The sequence below is a fragment of the Neoactinobaculum massilliense genome (assembly GCF_900604955.1).
GTDB lineage: Bacteria > Actinomycetota > Actinomycetes > Actinomycetales > Actinomycetaceae > Neoactinobaculum > Neoactinobaculum massilliense.
This window is the reverse complement of record NZ_UWPE01000001.1, coordinates 267,604-290,490: the sequence shown is the minus strand read 5'-3', so window position 1 is coordinate 290,490 and position 22,887 is coordinate 267,604. Positions and strand designations below refer to the sequence as shown.

Annotated in this window: 18 protein-coding genes and 1 tRNA gene; 1 reads left to right on the top strand and 18 read right to left on the bottom strand. The window is 62.4% G+C overall.

All coding sequences use genetic code 11. The features are described 5' to 3' along the window. Nucleotides 1-14 precede the first annotated feature (14 nt). From rplW to EIH27_RS01135, 18 genes are all read right to left on the bottom strand, one after another. Entirely contained in the window at nucleotides 15-329 is a 315-nt protein-coding gene (gene rplW / locus EIH27_RS01220) for a 50S ribosomal protein L23 (protein ID WP_124039176.1), read from the bottom strand. Further along, entirely contained in the window at nucleotides 326-970 is a 645-nt protein-coding gene (rplD, locus tag EIH27_RS01215) for a 50S ribosomal protein L4 (RefSeq protein WP_124039175.1), read from the bottom strand. The genes rplW and rplD overlap by 4 nt, the downstream gene beginning before the upstream one ends. A gap of 3 nt (nucleotides 971-973) precedes the next feature. Beyond that, the gene (gene rplC / locus EIH27_RS01210; RefSeq protein WP_124039174.1) at nucleotides 974-1,639 is read right to left on the bottom strand and encodes a 50S ribosomal protein L3; all 666 of its coding nucleotides are present in this window, start codon (nucleotides 1,637-1,639) and stop codon (nucleotides 974-976) included. Nucleotides 1,640-1,650: 11 nt separating this feature from the next. Continuing rightward, entirely contained in the window at nucleotides 1,651-1,959 is a 309-nt protein-coding gene (gene rpsJ, locus EIH27_RS01205) for a 30S ribosomal protein S10 (protein WP_124039173.1), read from the bottom strand. A gap of 371 nt (nucleotides 1,960-2,330) precedes the next feature. Next, complete coding sequence (gene tuf / locus EIH27_RS01200; protein WP_124039172.1) at nucleotides 2,331-3,521, bottom strand: elongation factor Tu; 1,191 nt, start codon at nucleotides 3,519-3,521, stop codon at nucleotides 2,331-2,333. Between the two features lie 118 nt (nucleotides 3,522-3,639). Then, the gene (fusA, locus tag EIH27_RS01195; RefSeq protein ID WP_124039171.1) at nucleotides 3,640-5,775 is read right to left on the bottom strand and encodes an elongation factor G; all 2,136 of its coding nucleotides are present in this window, start codon (nucleotides 5,773-5,775) and stop codon (nucleotides 3,640-3,642) included. 25 nt (nucleotides 5,776-5,800) lie between these two features. Next, a complete protein-coding gene (rpsG, locus tag EIH27_RS01190) occupies nucleotides 5,801-6,271 on the bottom strand; it encodes a 30S ribosomal protein S7 (RefSeq protein WP_124039170.1) in 471 nt (156 codons plus the stop codon). Beyond that, nucleotides 6,272-6,643 carry a 30S ribosomal protein S12 gene (gene rpsL, locus EIH27_RS01185; protein ID WP_124039169.1) on the bottom strand — a complete coding sequence of 124 codons (372 nt, stop codon included), beginning with the start codon at nucleotides 6,641-6,643 and terminating at the stop codon, nucleotides 6,272-6,274. 909 nt (nucleotides 6,644-7,552) lie between these two features. Continuing rightward, complete coding sequence (locus EIH27_RS01180) at nucleotides 7,553-11,434, bottom strand: DNA-directed RNA polymerase subunit beta' (protein ID WP_124040087.1); 3,882 nt, start codon at nucleotides 11,432-11,434, stop codon at nucleotides 7,553-7,555. A gap of 92 nt (nucleotides 11,435-11,526) precedes the next feature. Then, nucleotides 11,527-15,012: a DNA-directed RNA polymerase subunit beta gene (gene rpoB, locus EIH27_RS01175; RefSeq protein WP_241152926.1), complete on the bottom strand. Its 3,486-nt coding sequence runs from the start codon at nucleotides 15,010-15,012 to the stop codon at nucleotides 11,527-11,529. Between the two features lie 858 nt (nucleotides 15,013-15,870). Next, complete coding sequence (gene rplL, locus EIH27_RS01170; protein ID WP_124039167.1) at nucleotides 15,871-16,254, bottom strand: 50S ribosomal protein L7/L12; 384 nt, start codon at nucleotides 16,252-16,254, stop codon at nucleotides 15,871-15,873. A 49-nt stretch (nucleotides 16,255-16,303) separates the two neighbouring features. Next, the gene (gene rplJ / locus EIH27_RS01165; RefSeq protein WP_124039166.1) at nucleotides 16,304-16,831 is read right to left on the bottom strand and encodes a 50S ribosomal protein L10; all 528 of its coding nucleotides are present in this window, start codon (nucleotides 16,829-16,831) and stop codon (nucleotides 16,304-16,306) included. A gap of 379 nt (nucleotides 16,832-17,210) precedes the next feature. Further along, nucleotides 17,211-18,659 carry a glycosyltransferase family protein gene (locus tag EIH27_RS01160; protein ID WP_124039165.1) on the bottom strand — a complete coding sequence of 483 codons (1,449 nt, stop codon included), beginning with the start codon at nucleotides 18,657-18,659 and terminating at the stop codon, nucleotides 17,211-17,213. A 91-nt stretch (nucleotides 18,660-18,750) separates the two neighbouring features. After that, nucleotides 18,751-19,455, bottom strand: a complete 705-nt coding sequence (rplA, locus tag EIH27_RS01155; RefSeq protein ID WP_124039164.1) for a 50S ribosomal protein L1 — start codon at nucleotides 19,453-19,455, stop codon at nucleotides 18,751-18,753. A 169-nt stretch (nucleotides 19,456-19,624) separates the two neighbouring features. Beyond that, the gene (gene rplK, locus EIH27_RS01150) at nucleotides 19,625-20,056 is read right to left on the bottom strand and encodes a 50S ribosomal protein L11 (protein WP_124039163.1); all 432 of its coding nucleotides are present in this window, start codon (nucleotides 20,054-20,056) and stop codon (nucleotides 19,625-19,627) included. Nucleotides 20,057-20,278: 222 nt separating this feature from the next. Next, nucleotides 20,279-21,145 (bottom strand): transcription termination/antitermination protein NusG, encoded by an 867-nt coding sequence (nusG, locus tag EIH27_RS01145; protein ID WP_124039162.1) that lies wholly within the window; start codon nucleotides 21,143-21,145, stop codon nucleotides 20,279-20,281. 36 nt (nucleotides 21,146-21,181) lie between these two features. Then, the gene (secE, locus tag EIH27_RS01140; RefSeq protein WP_124039161.1) at nucleotides 21,182-21,409 is read right to left on the bottom strand and encodes a preprotein translocase subunit SecE; all 228 of its coding nucleotides are present in this window, start codon (nucleotides 21,407-21,409) and stop codon (nucleotides 21,182-21,184) included. Between the two features lie 45 nt (nucleotides 21,410-21,454). Beyond that, nucleotides 21,455-21,527: transfer RNA gene (locus tag EIH27_RS01135), tRNA-Trp, on the bottom strand. A gap of 138 nt (nucleotides 21,528-21,665) precedes the next feature. Here EIH27_RS01135 and EIH27_RS01130 point away from each other — a divergent pair. Next, nucleotides 21,666-22,865 carry a pyridoxal phosphate-dependent aminotransferase gene (locus tag EIH27_RS01130; protein WP_164461570.1) on the top strand — a complete coding sequence of 400 codons (1,200 nt, stop codon included), beginning with the start codon at nucleotides 21,666-21,668 and terminating at the stop codon, nucleotides 22,863-22,865. Nucleotides 22,866-22,887: the final 22 nt, after the last annotated feature.

Sequence of the window (22,887 nt, the reverse complement as noted above, 5' to 3'; positions counted from 1 at the left end):
TCTATCCTTTCGCCCTAGCCGATGTTCTCGCCATAGATGTCGATGGAGCCCTCACGAAGGGTCACAATGGCGCGCTTCGTGTTCTTGCGACGGCCGATGCCATCACGCGTACGACGCGTCTTACCCTTGCGGTTCATCGTGTTCACGGAGGCCACCTTGACGCCGAAGATCTTTTCAACGGCCTGACGGATCTCCGTCTTATTGGCCCGCGGATCCACCAGGAACGTGTACTTGTTCTGTTCCTCAGCCAGCGCGGACTTCTCAGACGCAATCGGGGAGAGGATCACGTCACGCGGATTCTTGTTCCAGAAGCTTGCCGTGTCGCTCACTTCTCCTCCTTCTTGGACTTCGCGTCCACGAACTCCTGCAGAGCCGTTTCGGTGAAGACGACGTCGTCAGAGTTGAGGACGTCATAGGTGTTGATCTGGTCAACAAACAGCGGGTGAACCGCCGGCAGGTTGCGTACCGAGAGCAGCGAGGTTTCCTGCTCGCGGCTCAGCACCACGAGAGCCTTACCCGCGTTCATCGCCGCAAGCAGGTTCCGAGCGGACTTCGTGGAGGGCTTAGCACCGTCCACGAACTCGGTGACGCAGTGAATGCGGCCGCCGTGCGCGCGATCGGAGAGGGACTGCAGCAGAGCCGCCGCCACCATCTTCTTCGGCGTGCGCTGCGCGTAGCTGCGCGGCTGCGGACCGTGAACGGTACCGCCACCGACCATCTGCGGCTCGCGAATGGAGCCCTGCCGAGCCCGGCCGGTGCCCTTCTGGCGGAACGGCTTCTTGCCGCCGCCGCTTACCATGCCGCGCGTCTTCGTGGCGTGGGTGCCCTGCCGAGCAGCGGCGAGCTGAGCGTTAACAACCTGGTGTAGCAGCGAAATGTTCGGCTCCAGGTCAAAGAGCGAGGCCGGAAGCGTTGCCGTTCCCGTGGCCTTCCCGCTGGCGTCCAGAACATCAATCGTGAGATCTGCCATGGGTTATGCCCCCTTCTTCACGGAGGTGCGGATCACTACCTGGGAGCCCTTGGCACCCGGAATCGGACCCACTACCAGCACCAGTCCCTTATCCGCGTCAACGGCGTGGACGGAGAGGTTCTGTACGGTCACGCGATCCGAGCCCATACGGCCGGCCATCCGCGTGCCGCGGAAAACGCGCGACGGCGTAGCGCAGGCACCGATGGAGCCCGGCTTACGGTGGTTGCGGTGAGCGCCGTGGGAGGCGGAGACACCCTGGAAACCATGGCGCTTCATCACACCCGCGAAGCCCTTGCCGCGCGAGATTCCCGTAACGTCCACGATCTGTCCGGCAGAGAACGTTTCCGCCGTGAGTTCCTGCCCCAGCTGATAATCGCCGGCATCAGGGGTACGAACCTCAACCAGCTTCACGCGGGGCGTCACACCAGCCTTGGCGAAGTGGCCCTGCATCGGCTTGGTGACGTTCTTCTTCTTTTCATCACCGCACGCGATCTGAACGGCGGAGTACCCGTCCGTTTCCGGCGTACGCACCTGGGTAACAACATTCTTGCCCACACGCACCACGGTGATCGGGAGGAGAGCACCTGCCTCATCCCACAGCTGGGTCATCCCCAGCTTCGTTCCGACGAGCGCCTTAACCGGCCTCGCCGCGATGGCCTGATTCTTCATTGCGTTCTACCTCAGAGCTTGATTTCGACGTTCACTTCAGCCGGAAGATCGAGCCGACGAAGGCTATCGATCGTCTTCAGCGTGGGATCCACGATGTCGATGAGCCGCTTGTGCGTGCGCATCTCGAAGTGCTCGCGAGAATCCTTGTACTTGTGAGGAGAGCGAATAACCACGAACACGTTCTTCTCGGTCGGCAGCGGCACAGGACCCACCACCGAGGCGCCCGTACGAGTGACCTCGTCCACGAGCTTCTTGGCCGCGCTATCAATGACCTCGTGGTCATATGACTTCAGCCGGATGCGGATTTTCTGTCCCGCCATGGCGCGCCTACCTCTCTGCTTGGAGTTGCCCGGTCCCCGCACTCGGGCGTGTCGCGATTCGACGCGCAATCAAGCCCTATGTGAGGTTACGGATAACCATTTATCTCAGTTCCGGATTTCCGGAAAGCTTCCACTCGCTTCCGCGAGCAACCCGTCTATTCTGCCAGTACTCCCAAAATCTGACAAGTTGGCGCCTCCTCTTTGTGGCACACTCCCCACGCGGATATCGACGGCGTCCATACGGATAGCAGATATCCGGGCCCGGCGATGCACCCGTCCGCAATGCCAACCGCCGCCCTACCGACACCACACACTCCCACTACCTGAGATACAAAAGGGCCCCGCCGAAGCGGGGCCCTCAGTAGTAAGAACTACTTGATGATCTTCGTCACGCGGCCTGAACCAACCGTGTGGCCACCCTCGCGGATAGCGAAGCCGAGGCCGACCTCCATAGCGATCGGGTGAATGAGCTCGACCGTCATGGTGGTGTTATCGCCCGGCATGCACATCTCGACGCCCTCCGGCAGGGTAATGGTGCCGGTGACGTCCGTGGTGCGGAAGTAGAACTGCGGGCGGTAGTTGGAGAAGAACGGGTTGTGACGTCCGCCCTCTTCCTTCTTCAGCACGTAGACCTGAGCCTCGAAGTTCGTGTGCGGCGTGATGGTGCCCGGCTTGGCCACAACCTGGCCGCGCTCCACGTCCGTGCGGTTGATGCCGCGGAGCAGCAGGCCGCAGTTCTCGCCGGCGTCCGCGTGGGACATGGACTTGTGGAACATCTCGATGCCCGTAACGGTGGACTTCTGCGTGGGGCGAATACCCACGATTTCCACCTCTTCGTTCATGTTGAGCATGCCGCGCTCCACACGGCCGGTCCCCACGGTGCCGCGGCCGGTAATGGTGAAGACGTCCTCGATCGGCATGAGGAACGGCTTCTCCAGATCGCGAACCGGATCATCGAAGTAGGTGTCAATGGTCTCAACGAGCTTCTCGATGGACTCGACGCCCTTCGGATCGCCCTCGAGCGCCTTGAGCGCGGAGATGCGAACCACCGGAATGTCATCCCCCGGGTAGCCCTGAGCGGAGAGGACGTCACGCGTCTCCATCTCCACGAGCTCCAGGAGCTCCTCATCCTCAACCATGTCGCACTTGTTGAGCGCCACGATCATCTGCGGCACGCCCACCTGGCGAGCGAGCAGCACGTGCTCACGGGTCTGAGCCATCGGGCCGTCAGTAGCGGCCACAACCAGGATCGCGCCGTCCATCTGAGCAGCGCCGGTAATCATGTTCTTGATGTAATCGGCGTGGCCCGGGGCGTCCACGTGAGCGTAGTGACGCGTCGGGGTCTGGTACTCAACGTGGGAGACGTTGATGGTAATGCCGCGCTGACGCTCCTCAGGCGCGTTATCCACATCCTCAAACGGAGTGTAGGTGTTCAGTTCCGGATACTTATCCGCCAGCACCTTGGTAATGGCAGCCGTGGTCGTCGTCTTTCCATGATCGACGTGGCCAATGGTGCCCACGTTCATGTGGACCTTGCTCTTATCGTACGTAGCCTTCGCCACTTCGTCCTCCTGGGACTAAATAGATTTTCAATGCTTGTTGTGAGTGGAATTCCACCCTGAAGCGGGCATCGCCGTCAACCGATTATAGCGGACAACACGCCCGTTTATCGCGCTGAAGTTACTCGCCGCGTTCCTTCTTGATGACCTCGTCCGCAACGGCCTTCGGAACCTCTGCGTAGTGATCCATCTGCATGGTATACACCGCGCGGCCCTGGGTCTTTGAACGAAGATCACCAACGTAGCCGAACATCTCACTCAGCGGGACCTCGGCGTCGATCACCTTGACACCACGGGAATCCTCCATGGACCGGATAACGCCACGCCGGGAATTGAGATCCCCGATTACGTCACCCATGTACTCCTCGGGGGTACGCACCTCCACGGACATGATCGGCTCCAGCAGAGCCGGGTTAGCGCGGCGGGCGGCCTCCTTGAAGACCTGGTTTCCGGCGATCTTGAATGCGATCTCGGAGGAATCGACTTCGTGGTAGGCGCCGTCTTCCAGGGTGGCCTTCACGCCCACCACCGGGTAGCCGGCCAGAACACCGTTCTGCATGGCCTCCTGGATGCCCTGATCCACGGACGGAATGAATTCGCGCGGCACGCGACCACCGGTCACGGCGTTAACGAACTCATAGGACTTGCCCTCCTCCGTGAGCTCCATCGGCTCGAAGGAACAGATAACACGCGCGAACTGGCCGGAACCACCGGTCTGCTTCTTGTGCGTGTACTCCACGTCCTTGACGGGCTTCTTGATGGTCTCGCGGTAGGCCACCATCGGCGCACCCACGTTGGCCTCAACATGGAACTCACGCCGCATGCGGTCCACCAGGATGTCCAGGTGGAGCTCACCCATACCGCCAATCACCGTCTGGCCGGTGGCCTCATCCTGCTGCACGGTGAAGGTGGGATCCTCCTCCGAGAGCTTCTGAATGGCGATGGAGAGCTTCTCCTGGTCATTCTTGGACTTCGGCTCAATGGCCACGTGGATAACCGGATCCGGGAAGTCCATGGACTCCAGCGTGATCGGGTGCTGCTGATCGCAGAGGGTTTCGCCCGTGGTGGTGTCCTTCAGGCCCACGAAGGCGTAGATGTGGCCAGCGTGCGCACGATCCACCGGGAGCTCCTGGTTGGAGTGCATCTGGAACATCTTGGAAACGCGTTCCTTCTTGCCCTTGCCGGTGTTGAGCACCTGGTCGCCGGGCCGAATCTCACCGGAGTACACACGCACGTAGGTGAGCTTGCCGTAGAAGGGATGCACGGCAATCTTGAAGGCCAGCGCCGCGAACGGCTCCTTCTCGGAGGGGTGACGCTTTTCCGTCTCCCCATCTTCCTCGTGACCGGGCAGGAAGCCGGTAACGGCGTCGATATCCACCGGGGATGGCAGGAAGTTGACCACGCCGTCGAGCATGGGCTGAACGCCCTTGTTCTTATAGGCGGAGCCGCCGTACACCGGGTAAATCTCCGAGGCAACCGTGCGCTTACGGATGCCCTTGATGATGTCGGCTTCGTCCAGCGTTTCCGTCTCGAAGTACTTCTCCATGAGGGCGTCGTCCGCTTCCGCGGCCGTCTCCACGAGTTCGGCGCGATACTTCTCGGCCTTCTCCTTGAGGTCCGCGGGAATCTCTTCCTCGACCACGATGGAGCCGTAGGTGTCCTTGCCGTTCTCGTCCTTCTCCGGGAAGCGCAGCGCCTTCATGTGGAGCACGTCCACCACGCCCGAGAGTTCGTTCTCCGCACCAATCGGGAAGGTCACAACCACCGGGGTGGCGGAGAGACGATCGCGGATGGTCTGTACGGAGAACTCGAAATCTGCACCCAGCTTGTCCATCTTGTTGATGAAGCAGATGCGCGGCACGTTGTACTTATCGGCCTGACGCCACACGGTTTCGGACTGGGGCTCCACGCCCTCCTTGCCATCGAATACCGCAATGGCGCCGTCCAGCACGCGCAGGGAACGCTCCACCTCAATGGTGAAGTCCACGTGGCCCGGGGTATCAATAATGTTGAACTGGTAGCCCTTCCAGAACGCCGTGACAGCAGCCGACGTAATGGTGATGCCGCGTTCCTTCTCCTGCTCCATCCAGTCCGTGGTGGAGGCGCCATCGTGCGTTTCACCGATCTTGTAGTTAAGACCGGTGTAGTAGAGGATGCGCTCCGTCGTGGTCGTCTTACCGGCGTCGATGTGCGCCATAATGCCGATATTACGAACCTTGGTGAGGTCCGTAAGGGCCTTAGGGGTAAACTGTGCCAATGTTTCTCTCTTCCCGGTTAACTAACTACCAGCGGTAATGCGCGAAGGCCTTGTTAGCCTCAGCCATGCGGTGAGTATCCTCGCGGCGCTTGACCGCACCACCGAGTCCGTTGGACGCATCCAGAATCTCATTGAGCAGGCGGTCCGTCATGGTGTTCTCGCGGCGGTCGCGAGCATAGGCGACCAGCCAGCGCACGGCGAGATTGGTGGCGCGGTTCGCCTTCACCTCAACCGGGATCTGGTAGGTGGCGCCGCCAACGCGGCGGGAACGCACTTCCAGGGAGGGACGGATGTTGTCCATGGCGCGCTTGAGCACGTCCAGGGGCTCCTCATTCGTCTTTTCCTTCACGCCGGCCAGCGCACCGTACACGATGGCCTGCGCCTTGGACTTCTTGCCGTCAATCAGAACGCGGTTGACCAGCTGGGTAACCAGCTGCGAATCATAAACCGGATCCGGAATCCGGCCGTGCTTCTTCGCGGGACCCTTACGCGACATTTACTTCTCCTTCTTCGCACCGTAGCGGGAACGGGCCTGCTTACGGCCCTTGACACCCTGCGTATCGAGCGCGCCGCGCACGATCTTGTACCGCACACCAGGGAGGTCCTTCACGCCGCCACCGCGCACCAGCACGATGGAGTGTTCCTGAAGATTGTGGCCCTCACCGGGAATGTAAGCGGTGACCTCGATGCCGGAGGACAGCCGAACACGCGCGACCTTACGAAGAGCAGAATTCGGCTTCTTCGGGGTGGTGGTGAACACGCGGGTGCATACGCCACGACGCTGAGGGCTTCCCTTCAGCGCTGCGCGCCGCGATGCACGCTTCTTAGTGGCACGGCCCTGACGGACCAGCTGCTGCATTGTTGGCACTGGATAACTCCTAGAGATGGAACTGTAATAATTTGCCTGCGCAATTAGGCGGTGCACACCTCACCTTGACGCGCGAACGCGTACCAAATTCGCAGACGGGCAACCTTGACAAGGGTAGCCGCGATTTACGGGCGCCGTCAAAGCCCACACGTGTGATATACCACCGCGCCGCCGGGGGTGCTATGAGTTTTGTCTCCCGTGTGCCCGGATGAGTGAGGTTGCGGGGTACCGGAGGGCACGACGCCGGGCGGTTCACCAGGTACGTGAGGGCACGACGCCGGCCGCCCGCGTCGAACCACGGTCCCGAGGTGAGCGGTTGGGAGCACACTAGGCCGGTGGTACTCTCCCCGAACGAATTACTTTCGTCCACCGGAGCACCAGCCTTCCTGGCAGGAAAATCACCCTCGCTGAACAGTAAGAAAACTCTTGAAACCGCGCAAAACTTCCGGTTTGGGCACCCATCTCGCCCCCAAACCGGGCACTCACCGTCAACTCAAGAGAAAACCATCCACTCACCCGCACCCCACCAACTCGCGCTCCTCCTGTGTTGGGTGTCTGGTGCGATGGGCGGACGACACCCCACTCCCCCGCACGCCACTACCCTCAAGCCGCGATTCCATGCGACCACTTCGGCCTCGTATGCGCACGGCTGCCGGGTAGTGCTCGCCCACGCGTCACTTCCGCGCACCACACCCCGCAACCCCGGTACCACGCGGGGCTTCGGCGTCGTACGGAGCCCACGCGCCACGCACGCAACAACTACCACGCACGCAAAAGGGAGGGACCGCTTTCGCGATCCCTCCCCAGCTATTTCCCGCGTTTACGCGTGCCACCCAACCGCGCTTCCGCGCTGGGCAACGGCGCTACCCACCGTCTACACGCACCGCGCAACCCGGCTAGGCGCTACTCCTAGAAGGCCGTGTACCCGGCCCCCAGATCGAAGTCCGCGTAATCCCCGTAGTTGAAGCCCTCATCGATCGGCTCGAACGCGGCACCAAAGCCGTTGTTCTTCTCGAACTCGATGCGAGCATCCTGCGTGGGCTCGATTGCCGTGTGCCGCAGCTCCTCCAGGCCCGTACCGGCCGGGATGAGCTTGCCCAGGATGACGTTCTCCTTGAGGCCCGCGAGCGGATCGGACTTGCCCTCCAGGGCGGCCTCCGTGAGCACGCGCGTGGTCTCCTGGAAGGAGGCGGCGGACAGCCAGGAATCCGTAGCCAGAGAGGCCTTCGTGATACCCAACAGCTCCGGACGCGCCACGGCCGTCTTCTTTCCCTCGGCCATCGCGGCGCGGTTCGCATCCTCGAACTTTGAAACGTCGATCAGCTCACCGGGTAGCAGCTCCGTCTCGCCAGCCTCCAGCACGGTGACGCGGCGCAGCATCTGCCGCACGATGACCTCGATGTGCTTGTCGTGAATCTCCACGCCCTGGCTGCGGTACACCTTCTGTACCTCATCCACGATGTGCTCCTGGGTGCGCCGGCGGCCGGACACGCGCAGAACCTTCTTGGGATCCACCGAGCCTTCGACCAGCTGCTGGCCGACGACGACGTGGTCACCCTCCTGCGCCCACAGCTTGGCACGCTTGGACACCTTGTACACCAGGTCATCCTCGCCATCATCGCGCTGGATGATGAGCTGGCGGATGCGCTCGCCGTCCTCGATCTTGAGGATGCCGGCGCCCTCCGCGATCGGCGCCTCGCCCTTCGGAGTACGAGCCTCGAACAGCTCCTGCACACGCGGAAGGCCCTGCGTAATGTCCGCGGCCGAAGCAGAACCGCCGGTGTGGAACGTACGCATGGTCAGCTGGGTGCCCGGCTCACCAATAGACTGGGCGGCCACGATACCCACGGCCTCGCCCATATCCACCAGCTGCCCGGTAGCCATCGAACGGCCGTAGCACATGGCGCAAATACCCGTGCGGGACTGGCAGGTGAGCACCGAGCGGATGGTCACCTGCGTGACACCGTGTGCGATAAGGTCCGAGATCACCTGATCGCCCAGATCCGTGCCCGCCGCGGCCAGCACGGTTCCATCCTCGCTCACCACGTCCTTCGCCAGCGTACGGGCGTACACCGAGGTGTCCAGCGTCTCCGCCGGCGTGAGCGTTCCGTCCTCATTCCGGGTTGCGATCGTCTTCACGACGCCGCGACGGGTACCGCAGTCTTCTTCGCGGACGATGACGTCCTGCGCCACGTCCACCAGACGACGCGTGAGGTAGCCCGAATCCGCGGTACGAAGTGCCGTGTCAGCCAGACCCTTACGCGCGCCGTGGGATGCGACGAAGTACTCGAGAACGGAGAGACCCTCACGGTAGTTCGAGGTAATCGGGCGGGGAATAATCTCACCACGCGGATCAGCCACCAGACCACGCATACCGGCCACCTGACGGATCTGCTCCCAGTTACCACGGGCACCGGAGGAAACCATCTGGTTGATGTTGTTATCGCGATCGAAGTTCTTCCGCATTTCGACGGCGATGTTGTCCGTCACCCCGGACCAGAGGTCCACCAGGTCACGGCGCCGATCCTCGTCCTCGATACGGCCGGTCAGGTACTGGTTCTCGATAACGGCGGCCTTCTTTTCTGCCTCCGCCAGGATTTCCGGCTTATTCTCCGGCACCACGGCATCAGCAACCGCGATGGTCACGCCGGAACGGCCACCCCAGTAGAAACCGGTGTGCTTGAGCGCGTCCAGCGCGGCGGCAAAGTTCGCCTTGTCATAGCGTTCGGAAAGCTCATTGATGATCTTCCCGAGGAACTTCTTCTCCACCAGCTGATTGACGTACGGGTAATCGAGCGGCAGCGCCTCGTTGAAGATGGTGCGGCCGAAGGTGGTCTCCAGCAGGTAGGAATCACCCTGCTGGTAGCCCTCTGGCGCCTGCCAGTCCTTAGGCGGCACCACGTCGCCCTCAAACCGGATGTGTACCGGCGCGTTCATGTCCAGATCGCCCAGGTCATAGGCCATGGACGCTTCCTCGCGGGAGGCAAAGTAGCGGCCTTCGCCCGCCTTGCCCTCACGAGCCATCGTCAGATAGTAGATGCCGATCAACTGATCCTGGGTCGGAGAGGTCACCGGACGCCCGTCGGACGGCTTGAGCAGGTTATTCGAGGAGAGCATAAGAATGCGGGACTCCGCCTGCGCCTCCACGGAGAGCGGCAGGTGAATAGCCATCTGGTCACCGTCGAAATCGGCGTTGAAGGCCGAGCACACCAGCGGGTGCAGGCGCATAGCCTTACCCTCGATGAGGAGCGGTTCGAACGCCTCAATGCCCAGACGGTGCAGGGTAGGTGCACGGTTGAGCAGCACCGGATGCTCGCGAATGACCTCTTCCAGCACGTCCCACACCTCGGGGCGCTGGCGGTCGATCATACGCTTCGCAGCCTTGATGTTCTTTGCGACGCCGAGATCGGTGAGGCGACGCTGTACGAACGGCTTGAACAGCTCCAGAGCCATGACCTTCGGCAGGCCGCACTGGTGCATCTTCAGGCTCGGGCCCACGGCAATGACGGAACGGCCGGAGTAATCCACGCGCTTACCCAGCAGATTCTGGCGGAAGCGGCCCTGCTTGCCCTTGAGCATATCGGCGAGGGACTTAAGCGGGCGGTTACCGGCACCCTGGACGGGACGGCCACGGCGGCCATTATCGAACAGCGCATCCACGGACTCCTGGAGCATGCGCTTTTCGTTGTTCACCATGATTTCCGGCGCGTGCAGATCCAGCATGCGCTTGAGGCGGTTATTGCGGTTAATAACGCGGCGATACAGGTCATTGAGATCCGAGGTGGCGAAGCGTCCACCGTCCAGCTGCACCATGGGGCGCAGATCCGGCGGCAGCACCGGGATCGCATCAATCACCATGGCCTCCGGGCTGGTACCGGAATACAGGAACGCGTTGACCACCTTGATGCGCTTGAGGGCACGTGCCTTCTTCTGCGCCGTGCCGGTCTCAATCTGCTCGACCAGGCGGTCATGCTCAGCCTGCAGGTCGAAATCACGCAGCCGCTGCTGGATTGCCTCGGCACCGCGGGCGGCAGCGAAGTAATCGCCGTAGCGGGACTCCATCTCCCGGTACACGTCCTCATCACCCTCAAGGTCACCCACCTTGAGATTGCGGAAGGTATCCCACACCAGCTCCAGGCGCTCCAGATCGCGCTCTGCATGCTTGCGGATCTGCGTCTTCTCGGACTCCGCGGATCGCTTGATGCGCGTAATCTCGCTGGGCTCCGTGCCGGCCTTCTCCGCGTCCGCGAGCTCACGCTCGAGGCGCTGCTGGCGCTGCTCCAGATCGGAATCCCGCTGATTCTCCCGGGCCTTCCGCTCAAGCTCGTACTCGGAAGTAAGGGACGGCAGATCCTGCTGGCGGCCCTCTTCATCCACGGACGTCACCAGGTAGGCGGCGAAGTAGATGACCTTCTCCAGGTCCTTCGGAGCGATATCCAGCAGGTAACCCAGCCGGGAGGGAACGCCCTTGAAGTACCAGATGTGGGTGACGGGCGCGGCCAGCTGAATGTGACCCATACGCTCACGGCGCACCTTGGAACGGGTGACCTCTACCCCGCAGCGCTCGCAGACAATGCCCTTGAAGCGGGGGCGCTTGTACTTTCCGCAGGCGCACTCCCAATCACGAGTGGGCCCAAAAATCTGCTCACCGAACAGGCCGTCCTTCTCCGGCTTCAGGGTGCGGTAGTTGATGGTTTCCGGCTTCTTTACCTCGCCGTAGGACCACCGGCGGATGTCGTCTGAAGTGGCAAGGCCAATGGTGAGCTGGTCAAAACGATTGACGTCGAGCAAGATTCCTACTTCCTCAGAAATGTTTTGCACCGAACAAGTTGGTAGTGGGGAGGGCCGCGCCTGGCGCGCGGCGGGGCCCTCCCCCGGCGGATCTACAGATCAGCGCCCGTGTTGAGACCCTCGAGGCCGGTGTGCAGTACCGGCTGATTCGGAGTGGTGCCCTCGTCCTCTTCGTCGCGCATATCGATGGACTCACCGGACGCGTCCAGTGCCTCGACGTTCAAGCACAGCGCACGCATCTCATACATGAGCACCTTGAAGGATTCCGGAATGCCGGGCTCCGGCACGTTTTCGCCCTTCACGATGGCCTCATACACCTTGACACGTCCCACGGTGTCGTCGGACTTGACGGTGAGCATTTCCTGGAGCGTGTGGGCGGCGCCGTACGCTTCCAGGGCCCACACCTCCATCTCGCCCAAACGCTGACCGCCGAACTGAGCCTTTCCGCCCAGTGGCTGCTGCGTCACCATCGAGTACGGGCCGGTGGAACGCGCGTGCACCTTGTCGTCTACCAGGTGGTGGAGCTTGAGCATGTACATGTAGCCAACGGCAACGGGGCCGGCAATCGGCAAGCCGGTGAGTCCGTCAAACAGCAGTGCCTTGCCATCGTTGCCCACCATGCGCTCGCCATCGCGGTTCGGCAGGGTGGACCTGAGCAGGCCCGCCAGCTCGTCGTCGCGCACACCATCAAACACCGGTGTGGCCACTCGAGTACGCGGCCCAGCCTTCACGGTGTTTTCGGGGATGCGCAGCGCCCACTCTTCACCGGCTTCGCGAGCCGCCGTGGCGTCCCAGCCCTGCGCGGCCACCCAGCCAAGATGGAGTTCGAATACCTGACCGAGGTTCATACGGCTCGGCACACCGAGCGGGTTGAGGACCATGTCCACCGGGGTGCCGTCCGCCAGGAACGGCATGTCCTCCACCGGCAGGATGCGGGAGACCACACCCTTGTTGCCGTGGCGGCCGGACATCTTGTCGCCGATGGTGATCTTACGGCGCTGAGCGATGTAGACGCGCACCGTCTCGTTGACGTCCGCGGGCAGCTCGTCGTCGTTCTCATCGGTGAACTGACGCACGCCAATCACAATGCCGTACTGGCCGTGCGGCACACGCAGCGAGGTATCACGTACCTCCTTAGCCTTCTCACCGAAGATGGCGCGCAGCAGGCGCTCCTCGGAGGTGAGCTCGGTTTCGCCCTTCGGCGTGATCTTGCCGACCAGGATGTCACCGGCCTGTACCTCAGCACCCACGCGGATGATGCCGTGCTCATCCAGGTGAGAAAGCATGTCCTCGGACACGTTCGGGATATCGCGAGTAATTTCCTCGGGTCCCAGCTTCGTGTCGCGCGCGTCCACCTCGTGCTCCTCAATGTGAATGGAGGTGAGCACGTCATCCTGAACGAGGCGCTCGGAGATGACCACCGCGTCCTCGTAGTTGTAGCCGTTCCACGCCGTGAACGCCACCAGAAGATTCTGGCCGAGCGCGAGCTCGCCGCCCTCGGTCGCCGGGCCGTCCGCGATGAGTGAGCCGGTTTCCAACCGATCGCCCTCACTGACCCGCACCGTCTGATTAATGCAGTTGCCAGGGTTCGAACGTTCGAACTTGGTCATCTTGTAGATGACGTGCTTGCCGTCGTCCTGCTCCACGTGCACCGCATCCGCGTCCACCTCGGTGACCACACCGGGAGCCGCGGCCACCGTGACGTCGCCGGCGTCCACTGCCGCGCGCATCTCCCAGCCGGTACCCACCAGCGGGGCCTCGGGGTGAATGAGCGGCACTGCCTGACGCTGCATGTTCGCGCCCATGAGGGCTCGGTTCGCGTCGTCATGCTCGAGGAACGGAATCATGCCCGTGCCAATGGACACCATCTGACGCGCGGACACATCCATGTAGGTGATTTCCGACGGCGGCACCAGGGCCGGGTCACCGCCCGGAATACGCACCAGTACCTCGTCCTGGATGAAACGGCCATCCGCATCGAGCGGAGCCTCAGCCTGGGCGATGTTCGCATCGTCCTCATCGCTGGCCTGAAGATACTCAATTTCGCCCGTGACGCGGCCGTCCACCACCTTCATGTACGGCGTCTCGATGAAGCCGAACGGGGAAATACGCGCGAAGGATGCCAGCGAACCGATAAGGCCAATGTTCGGGCCCTCAGGGGTTTCGATGGGGCACATACGCCCGTAGTGGGACGGGTGCACGTCACGCACTTCCATGCCCGCGCGATCACGCGACAGACCACCCGGGCCCAGCGCGGACAGACGACGCTTGTGGGTGAGGCCGGCCAGCGGGTTGTTCTGATCCATGAACTGGGAGAGCTGGGAGGTGCCGAAGAACTCCTTGATTGCCGCCACAATAGGACGGATGTTAATCAGGGAGGACGGCGTAATAGCCTCAATCTCCTGCGTGGTCATGCGCTCACGCACCATGCGGTCCAGGCGGGACAGGCCCGTGCGGACCTGATTCTGAATCAACTCGCCCACGGCGCGGATGCGACGGTTGGAGAAGTTATCGATGTCATCCGTGGCGATGCGCACCGGACGCCCACCCTCAGAAACGACAATCTCCGGGTACTCCCCCACCTCGTTGAGCTTGTCCTTGCCCTGGTGGAGCTCCAGCAGGTAGCGAATGCAGGCGATGATGTCCTCAAGACGAAGCTGACGGGCATCCGTCCCCTCCGGGTTGCCCAGCTTCTTGTTGATCTTGTAGCGCCCCACCTTGGCGGTGTCATACCGCTTCGGGTTGAAGTAGAAGTTGTTGAGGAGCGTACGGCCCGCATCCGCCGTGGGCGGTTCACCCGGACGGAGCTTGCGGTACAGATCGCGCAGCGAATCCTCCTGCTCGTGCACCGTGTCCTTTTCCATGGTGGCCAGCAGGATCGGATAATCCTTGAACTCCTCCTGGATCTCGGATTCGCTCATGCCGAGAGCCTTGAGGAACACGGTGACGGACTGCTTGCGCTTGCGGTCAATACGCACGGCAACGGCGTCGCGCTTATCAATCTCAAACTCAAGCCACGCACCGCGGGACGGAATAAACCGCGCCGAATACGTATCTTTATCGGACGTCTTGTCCGCGTTACGCTCGAAATACACTCCTGGGGAGCGCACAATCTGGGAAACCACCACACGCTCGGAGCCATTAACAATAAACGTACCGCGGGAGGTCATGAGCGGGAAATCACCAATGAAGGTGGTCTGGCTCTTGATCTCGCCCGTCTCATAGTTCTGGAATTCGGCCGTCACGTACAGTGGCGCAGAGTAGGTCAGATCACGCTCGCGGCATTCAAGAATAGAATACTTCGGATCCTCGAGATGCGGATTCGAAATCACCAGGCCCATGGTCTGGGCGGCATTTTCAATGGGGGAAATTTCCTCGAACGTTTCCTCGAGGCCGGACTGCTCACCGGGATGCTCGGCCCTCCACTTATCCGAGCCAATGAGCCAACCAAAACTATCGGTCTGCAGTCCAAGAAGATCCGGAACCTGCAGGGGCTCCTTGATCTTCGCAAAAGATACGCGGTCAACAACCGGCTTACCGTTTTCTGCGGCCAGCGAGTATGTGCGCGAAGCAGCCAAAGTGGATCCTTCCCTGACGTAGCTAGGCAAAGGCCGGATCCGCCCACCGGGGGACGTTACACATAACCGGAAAGGGGAAGCGGCGCAGACGTCTACCATAATCCATTTCTGTGCGCAATGCTACCCCGGATCCTGTGGAGGGTGCCACTGGAACACCGATGTTCCAGGAAAACTTTCGCACACCCGGCCCGTACCTGCAACCTCGTGGCGCGCACATTTAGGGTACCAGTTTCCACCCGAATAGTCCCCGGCGTGTTGTAGGTCGTTTTGGTAGCGGGATGCTGGCCGCCGGTAGGCCGCCCCGCCGGTCGGCCAGCCCCGCTGAACCGTAAGAAATCTCCCGAGTTGACGGAAAATGCCCGGTTGGAGCCCCGATCTGGGCCCTAAAGCGGTAGTTATCCATCACCTCAAGAGGAATCCATCACCTCAAGAGAAATCCATCAACTCAGCGCCACCCCGACCCGCCAGAGGGCCCAACACCGCCCCGATCAGCCACCGACGCTTTGGGCGCCCGGCCCCTCACAGTTGCCTCACGTGCGGGCGCGTTGGAGGAGGCGCGCATAGTAAGTGGACGTTTCCGACGCCGTACGCAGCGCCGCCCCTTCAAGCTTGCGTGGTAGGTGACGATTTTCCGACGACGCCGCCCGCCCCCCCCAAGGTCACGTAGTGGGCAGGCACGTTGTACGCAAGAGTGGCAGCCTGTCACCCCGAAACCACACAGGTGGCGAGCCAGAAGGAATCTGGCCGTGACGGCGTCGTCGTGCGGAAGGACAGTGCACTCCCACGCCCCGCGGGACACGACTTTCGGGCATAAAAAAGGGGCGGACCGGAAACCCGATCCGCCCTCTTTAAGCGAAACTACTTGAGCACCACGGTGGCGCCGGCGGCCTCGAGGGTCTCCTTTGCCTTGTTGGCGGCATCCTTGTCCGCGCCCTCAAGCACGGCCTTAGGAGCGGAGTCAACGAGCTCCTTGGCTTCCTTCAGACCCAGCGGCGTGATCTCACGCACGGCCTTGATGACCTGAACCTTCTTGTCACCGATCTCCTGGAGCACGACGTCGAAGGAGTCCTTCTCCTCCGCAGCGGCGGCATCCCCACCGGCGGCGGGAGCAGCGGCGGCGGCAACCGGGGCGGCGGCCGTGACGTCGAACTCCTCCTCGAATGCGTGCACGAAATCGTTGAGCTCAACGAGCGTGAGCTCCTTGAAAGCGTTGATGAGCTCTTCGGTAGTGAGCTTAGCCATGATGGCCTTCCTTCCCTGCTATGCGAGCAGATGTTTGGCGCACTGCCCGCTAGGCAGCAGCTTCTTCTTCCTTCTTCGCGCGAAGTGCATCGGCGGTACGAACGGCCTTCGATGCGGGCGCATTGAGTACGTAGGCGGTCTTGTAGAGGAGCGCCTTGAGCACGCCGGCGGACTTGGCCAGGAGGGTATCGCGGGATTCGAGTTCCGCGAGCTTCTTGACGCCATCCTCGGAGAGCCAGGAGCCCTCCATGATGCCACCCTTGACGGTGAGGTTCTCGTGGTCCTTAGCGAAGTTCTTCATCGCCTTGGCCACGGCCGGAGCCTCGCCCGTCACAAATGCGACGGCGGACGGACCGGCGAGGATACCCTCCGGCACTTCCACCCCCGCCTGCTGGGCGGCAATCTTCATCAGCGTATTCTTGGCGACCTTATAGACAGCCTCTCCCTGGAACGAACGGCGAAGATCCTTCATTTCGCCGACGGTCAGGCCACGGTACTCAGTGAACAGGACTGCGTTGGAGCGCTCGAACAGCTCCTTGAGTTCCGCAATCGCTGCAGACTTATCGGTCCGTGCCATGGGGCCTCCTTCCGGTCACCCGCGGGTATAAAAAATCCCACGCAGGCAAGCGTGGGAAAAGCTCTCAACTCACCTGCGCCGGCAAATTTAACCTCTTTCGAGGACCCGCGGTCTTTGGCCCCATCAGTGTACAGCCTCGGGCGCCTGGCGCCAACGCGGCTGGCCGTGCGATCCGCCACGGCCGCTAGGCCACCCGCTCGCCGGGGTGAGACTGCGGAGAGATTGGGTCGGCCCGGTACCAGGGAGCGCGTCCACGCAGGGCAAGCGAGCACGGCCGAAGCACAGGGCAGGTGGACCCCCACTCCGGGCCGTCAGGCTTCATCCCCTCGCAGAGCTCCACCGCCCGCGCAAAGAGTCCACCCACGCCGGTACGGGCGACTCACCCCACCAGCGGCCCGAGGAATACCAGCACGTAGCCGATCGCGCCAAATACCGGTAGTGTCCAGGCCCAGCCATGGTGGTCCAGCCACGCCGCGAGCACCAGTGCGTGCTGCGGCGCCGTCACTACCGCGTAGCGGCCAGAAATTCGGCGAAAGTACATGTGGTGGAGCAGCACCTCGCGCCCCTGCACCACGGCGGTGGTGAGCACAAGGCCGGCAAGCACCGTACCAGTACTTATGCGGGTGGCAACCGTACGAATCACCGCCATCACACAGCCGAGAAATACAGCCATGTACACGGCAAAAAGCATCCACCCCCACACGTTGGTACCCACCCACAGCATCTGCGGCGCCATGTGGTAGTCCGCACCGGGCTGCGTGAGGCCATAGGGGCCGTTTAGCGGAATATCGATGAAGGTACGAAGCACGCCCCAGGCGCCATGGTCGGCTAACGGATTAGTGGACACACCCTGAATAGACGCCACGTATCCCGCCGGCGCCCGCCACGCCTGGATTTGCGACCAGGACCCATACCCGAGGAGCACGGCGCCGATCTGCCCCGCAACGATTCGCCAGTAGGCGCCACGAATACCGGTGGCACGAACGGCGGTAGACCGGCCCGTCTCAGCGCGGGTCCCGCCGGCGCCCGGCGCGTTATCACTGCCGGCTCCGCCACCATTAGCGGCCTCGTTACCGCCCCCTATATCACCCCCGACCGGGAATAGTCGCGGCCGCAGGGCCGCACACGCAAGCATCGCCGCTACCGCCAGCATGGGCACCACGGCCTGCACACGGCAATAGGTGATGGCTAGTGTAGCCAGTGCGGGTGCCACCCAACCGCTATTTCCGCGGGTTACCCGGCCAAGGAACCACAGCGCCAGCGCCCCGGCCAAAATGTTGATCGAATCCGTGTGAACAATGGCAGCCGCATTCGCGATCGCGGGGGTTGCAAGCACCGTGAGCGCACCGCCGAAACACGCCGGCGTGGACAGCCGAAATCGCCGCAATGCATAGTAGATGAGGATCACGCCCGCGGCGGCCACAATTCCCGAGAAGAAACGCGCCCCCACCACGAAGCTTCCGCCCAATGCGGCCCATAGCCGCCCGGTGAACCCCGCAGCGGCCAGCAGCAGAGGCGGATGGAAGGTGTTGTAGTTTTCGCCCTCGAATGGCAGCTCCAGGTGCGTGGTAGCGCGCCCGTCCGGGCATCCCGCCGAGATATTCGGCGCCTGCCCGGTGCCGCGACAATCCCACTCGTGCTGCGTAAATGCGCCAATCTGCTCCCCCGGCGCGGGAATGTGGAAGTGGGCCGCCTTGTAGGCGTAGTCGATGTATGTCCATTCATCCTGCAGGGAAACCTGGGTGACTCTAACGGCGGCGAAAGCGGACCAGGTGAGTGCGAGTATCCCCAGTAGACAGGCAAGCAGAAGGTCACGGCGGCGAGTCACGCGAGCCAGTGTACGCAAAAAGGGACGGTGGTTACCCACCGCCCCTTTTGAACGTTCGCAAGCTGAGCACCCGGAAGCGCTCAGCTACGTACTAGGCGAGCAGATCGCGCGTCTTGGTCTGGTCCAGCGGAATGCCCGGGCCCATCGTGGTGGCCACGGTGGCCTTCTGGATGTAGCGGCCCTTAGCAGCGGCCGGCTTGAGACGCAGCACTTCGGCTAGCGCGGCCGCGTAGTTCTCCACCAGCTGCTCAACGGTGAAATCGGTGTTTCCCACCACGAAGGCGAGGTTGCGGTTCTTGTCCACGCGGAACTCGATACGTCCACCCTTGATGTCCTTGACGGCCTTGGCCACATCCATGGTGACCGTGCCCGTCTTCGGGTTCGGCATGAGACCACGGGGGCCGAGCACGCGGCCCAGACGCCCAACGCGAGCCATCATGTCCGGGGTGGCCACGGCGGCGTCGAAATCAGTCCAGCCGCCCTGTACCTTGGCGATCAGATCGTCGTCGCCCACCTCATCGGCGCCGGCCTCAATGGCGGCCTGCGCGTTCTCACCCTGCGCAAAGACGACGACCCGTGCCGTCTTGCCGGTGCCGTGCGGAAGCGAAACCGTACCGCGCACCATCTGATCCGCCTTCCGCGGATCCACGCCCAGACGGAACATTACTTCCACCGTGGACGGGAACTTGGTGACGGAGGTTTCCTTCGCCAGCTTCATCGCTTCGAGGGGCGTGTAGAGGACGCCCTGGGCCACTTTCTCAGCGGCGGCCCGATATGCCTTCGAGTGCTTTGCCATGTCTGTTCTCCTCACAGTTGTGGTTAGCGGGCCAAGCAGGCCCTTCCACCGGCGAGTGGCGTCACGCCGCCCCGCCAATATTTACCGGCTACACCGGCTGCCGGTTAAGTGCCGGCCTGTTCCCGAACGCTTTGTGCATTCGGTGGTCACCGGGCCTTGCCCGATGGTTTTACAGTTCGTCCGTGGTGACGCCCATGGAGCGGGCGGTGCCCGCCACGATGCGCGCCGCGGCGTCGATGTCGTTCGCGTTGAGGTCGGGCATCTTAGCCTGCGCGATCTCACGCACCTGATCCGCCGTCAGGTGACCCACCTTGTTGGACTGCGGCGTACCGGAGCCCTTCTGGATGCCTGCGGCCTTCTTAATGAGCTGTGCGGCCGGCGGGGTCTTGAGAACAAACGTGAAGGAACGATCCTCATACACCGTGATCTCAACCGGCACAATGTTGCCGCGCTGAGATTCCGTTGCCGCGTTGTAAGCCTTCGTGAACTCAACGATGTTCACGCCGTGCTGACCGAGTGCCGGGCCAACCGGCGGTGCCGGCGTGGCCTGTCCAGCCGGAATCTGCAGCTTAATAAAGCCGACTACCTTTTTCTTAGCCATATCGGGTCCTTTTCTCTACTACGCCGCCACCATGGCTAGTGACAGCACAAACATCAACTGTACGTCAAGGGCTCCCGGCGTGAAAGCCGGAAGCCCTGTGATAGCTCTCTCCGCGGATACGACCGGATAGTTATCGGGGTCGACGCCGCACTGCCAAGCTGATTGGCCACGTGGCTTTACACTTCCGCTCGGAAAATCTAACGCCGACGCGCGGCGCCCGCCCTAGAACTGTTCGTCCTTGCGTACCTGCGTGAAGGCCAACTCCACCGGGGTTTCCTGGCCGACCAGCGTCATAAGTACAGTGAGGCGCTGATTTTCGGCGTCCACCTGGGACACCGTAGCCGGCATACCGGCCCAGGGCTCCGCCACCAACGTGACGGCATCCCCCACCGCAAACGGGGAAATAGTGGCCGGGTTGGTGCCCGCCGGGACGCCCGCCGCGCGCGCTTCTGCGGCGGCTTCCTGCTCCACCACAGGGGTGAGCATATTGACCACTTCATCCTCGGTGAGGGCCACCGGTTCGCGACCATTACCAACGAAGCCCATCACGCCGTTCGTGGACTGTACAACACGCCAGGAATCATCGGTCATTTCCATGCGCACCAGCACGTAACCGGGCATGCGCACGCGCGACACCAGCTTGCGCTGGCCACGCTTGACCTGGAACGCCTCCTCCATGGGTACTTCCACCTGGAAGATGTAATCCTCCATATTCATGGTGGTCATACGTACGGTGACGTCCTGCTTTACCCGCTTTTCGTATCCGGAATACGTTTGCAGTACGTACCAGTGCCCGGGCAAACCGGCAATCTTGGCGCGTACATCCTCCGGAGTAACTGTTCCGGGCTTCTCTTCCTCAGCCGGGGGTTCAGTAGCCAATTGGGAAGCGGGCTGAGCGGTGGTATCGATAGAAACCGGGGCGTCCTCTACAGATTGGGTATCGAGCGTGTCCGCAGTTTCCGCCGCATCCTGGGCCGCCGGCTGAGTGGTACGTTCGGCCTCCGGCTGCACCTCCGCAGCGGTATTCTCCGCCTGTGCGGGCACTTCCTGTGCATCCGAAAACAGTGCGTTGTTCGTATCCTCAGCCACGCTCTATCCTTTCCACGTTTTACCGTGGCCAGGCGGCTACCCGAAGATCCAGAGAGCCAGCTGGCCGAACAGCAAATCCACCAGCCACACGAACAGCATGACAACCGCGATGAACACAACCACGGTGAGGAACATCTGCCCCAGCTCGGAGCGGGTGGGAGCCTGAACCTTCTTCAGCTCCACCAGGATCTCCCGGAAGAACTGGGCGAGGCGCTGGAACACGTTGAGCTTGGACGCCCGAGTGCTTGCAGACTTGCCGCTCATAGTTCCCTCCTGCTTCGCGCATGCCACCCCATTCGGAGAGCATCGCAGGGTAGGAGGGACTCGAACCCCCAACCGTCGGTTTTGGAGACCGATGCGCTACCAATTGCGCCACTACCCTAGGTTGGTGCGTAGCACTGCCACGCGATACAACTCCTCCGATGTTAGTGGGAAAAACTCGTGGAGTCGAGTGGAAGGGCGCACGTCACATTGCAGAATCGAGGCGGGCAGCATTGATGCCTGCGCGCATAATTGGGGTATGACACACATTTCGCGGCGAAGCGCCGCCATTTCTCCTTCCGCAACGCTCGCGGTAGCGGCCACGGCGAAGGCACTGGCTACGCAGGGCAAACCCGTTATCTCCTTCGCCACGGGCGAGCCGGATTTTCCCACCGCGCCGCACATCGTGGAGGCTGCACAGCGCGCCGCCGCGGACCCGGCTAATCACAAGTACACGGCCACGGGCGGTCTCCCGGAATTCCGCGAGGCTATTGCGGCGGCCGAGCAGAGGGATGCGGGCCTGACACTTGATCCGGACTGCATCGTGGTGACGAATGGCGGTAAGCAGGCAGATTTTGAAACCTGGGCGGCCATCCTAGATCCGGGTGACGAAGTACTCCTCCCCTCGCCGTTCTGGACCACCTACCCGGAAGCCATTCGGTTCTTCGGTGGCCTACCCGTGGACGTTCCCGCCGGCGCGGACAGTGGTTTTAAGGTGAGCGTGGCTCAGCTTGAGGCCGCCAGGACGGACCGAACCGTCGCACTACTGCTGTGTTCGCCGTCGAACCCATCAGGTGCGGTGTACACCGCGGACGAACTACGTGAGATCGGTGAGTGGGCGCTCTCCCACCACCTCATGGTGGTGAGCGACGAGATTTATGGCCGCCTCACCTACACAAACGGGGGCGCGCCTGCGCCATCAATCCTCGCGGTGGTGCCGGAACTGGCGGATTCATGCATCATTCTCAATGGCCTGGCGAAGTCCTATGCGATGACGGGCTGGCGTGTGGGCTGGCTGGCCGCGCCCGCGCCGGTGGCCGCGGCCGTCCGGAAGGTGCAGTCTCACCTCAGTTCTAACGTCAATAACATTGCCCAGCGCGCGGGAATCGCCGCCCTCACCGGACCACAGGCACCTGTCACGGCAATGCAGCAGGCCTTCGCGCGGCGTCGGCGGCGGGCTCTTGAGATCCTCGGAAACGTGCCCGGCCTGGTGGTACCCGAACCCGCCGGGGCGTTCTACGTGTTTGCCGATGTGCACGGCCTCCTGGGACGCACCATTCGGGGCCGCCGCGCCACCACCTCCGCCGAACTGGCCACCATCCTTCTTGAGGAGGCTTACGTGGCCACGGTGCCCGGTGAGGCGTTCGGCGCCCCCGGAAACATCCGCTTCTCCTACGCCCTGTCCGACGACGCCCTGGATGAGGGGCTGCAGAGGGTCGCGCGGTTGCTGGCCGAGTAGTAAAAGTGGTGACTCCCGGGCG

Coding starts and splice junctions, on each gene's coding strand:
- rplD (WP_124039175.1), bottom strand. CDS start 970: ATGGCAGATCTCACGATTGATGTTCTGGACGCCAGCGGGAAGGCCACG.
- rplC (WP_124039174.1), bottom strand. CDS start 1,639: ATGAAGAATCAGGCCATCGCGGCGAGGCCGGTTAAGGCGCTCGTCGGA.
- rpsJ (WP_124039173.1), bottom strand. CDS start 1,959: ATGGCGGGACAGAAAATCCGCATCCGGCTGAAGTCATATGACCACGAG.
- rpsG (WP_124039170.1), bottom strand. CDS start 6,271: ATGTCGCGTAAGGGTCCCGCGAAGAAGCACGGCCGGATTCCGGATCCG.
- rplL (WP_124039167.1), bottom strand. CDS start 16,254: ATGGCTAAGCTCACTACCGAAGAGCTCATCAACGCTTTCAAGGAGCTC.
- rplJ (WP_124039166.1), bottom strand. CDS start 16,831: ATGGCACGGACCGATAAGTCTGCAGCGATTGCGGAACTCAAGGAGCTG.
- rplA (WP_124039164.1), bottom strand. CDS start 19,455: ATGGCAAAGCACTCGAAGGCATATCGGGCCGCCGCTGAGAAAGTGGCC.
- rplK (WP_124039163.1), bottom strand. CDS start 20,056: ATGGCTAAGAAAAAGGTAGTCGGCTTTATTAAGCTGCAGATTCCGGCT.
- secE (WP_124039161.1), bottom strand. CDS start 21,409: ATGAGCGGCAAGTCTGCAAGCACTCGGGCGTCCAAGCTCAACGTGTTC.
- EIH27_RS01130 (WP_164461570.1), top strand. CDS start 21,666: ATGACACACATTTCGCGGCGAAGCGCCGCCATTTCTCCTTCCGCAACG.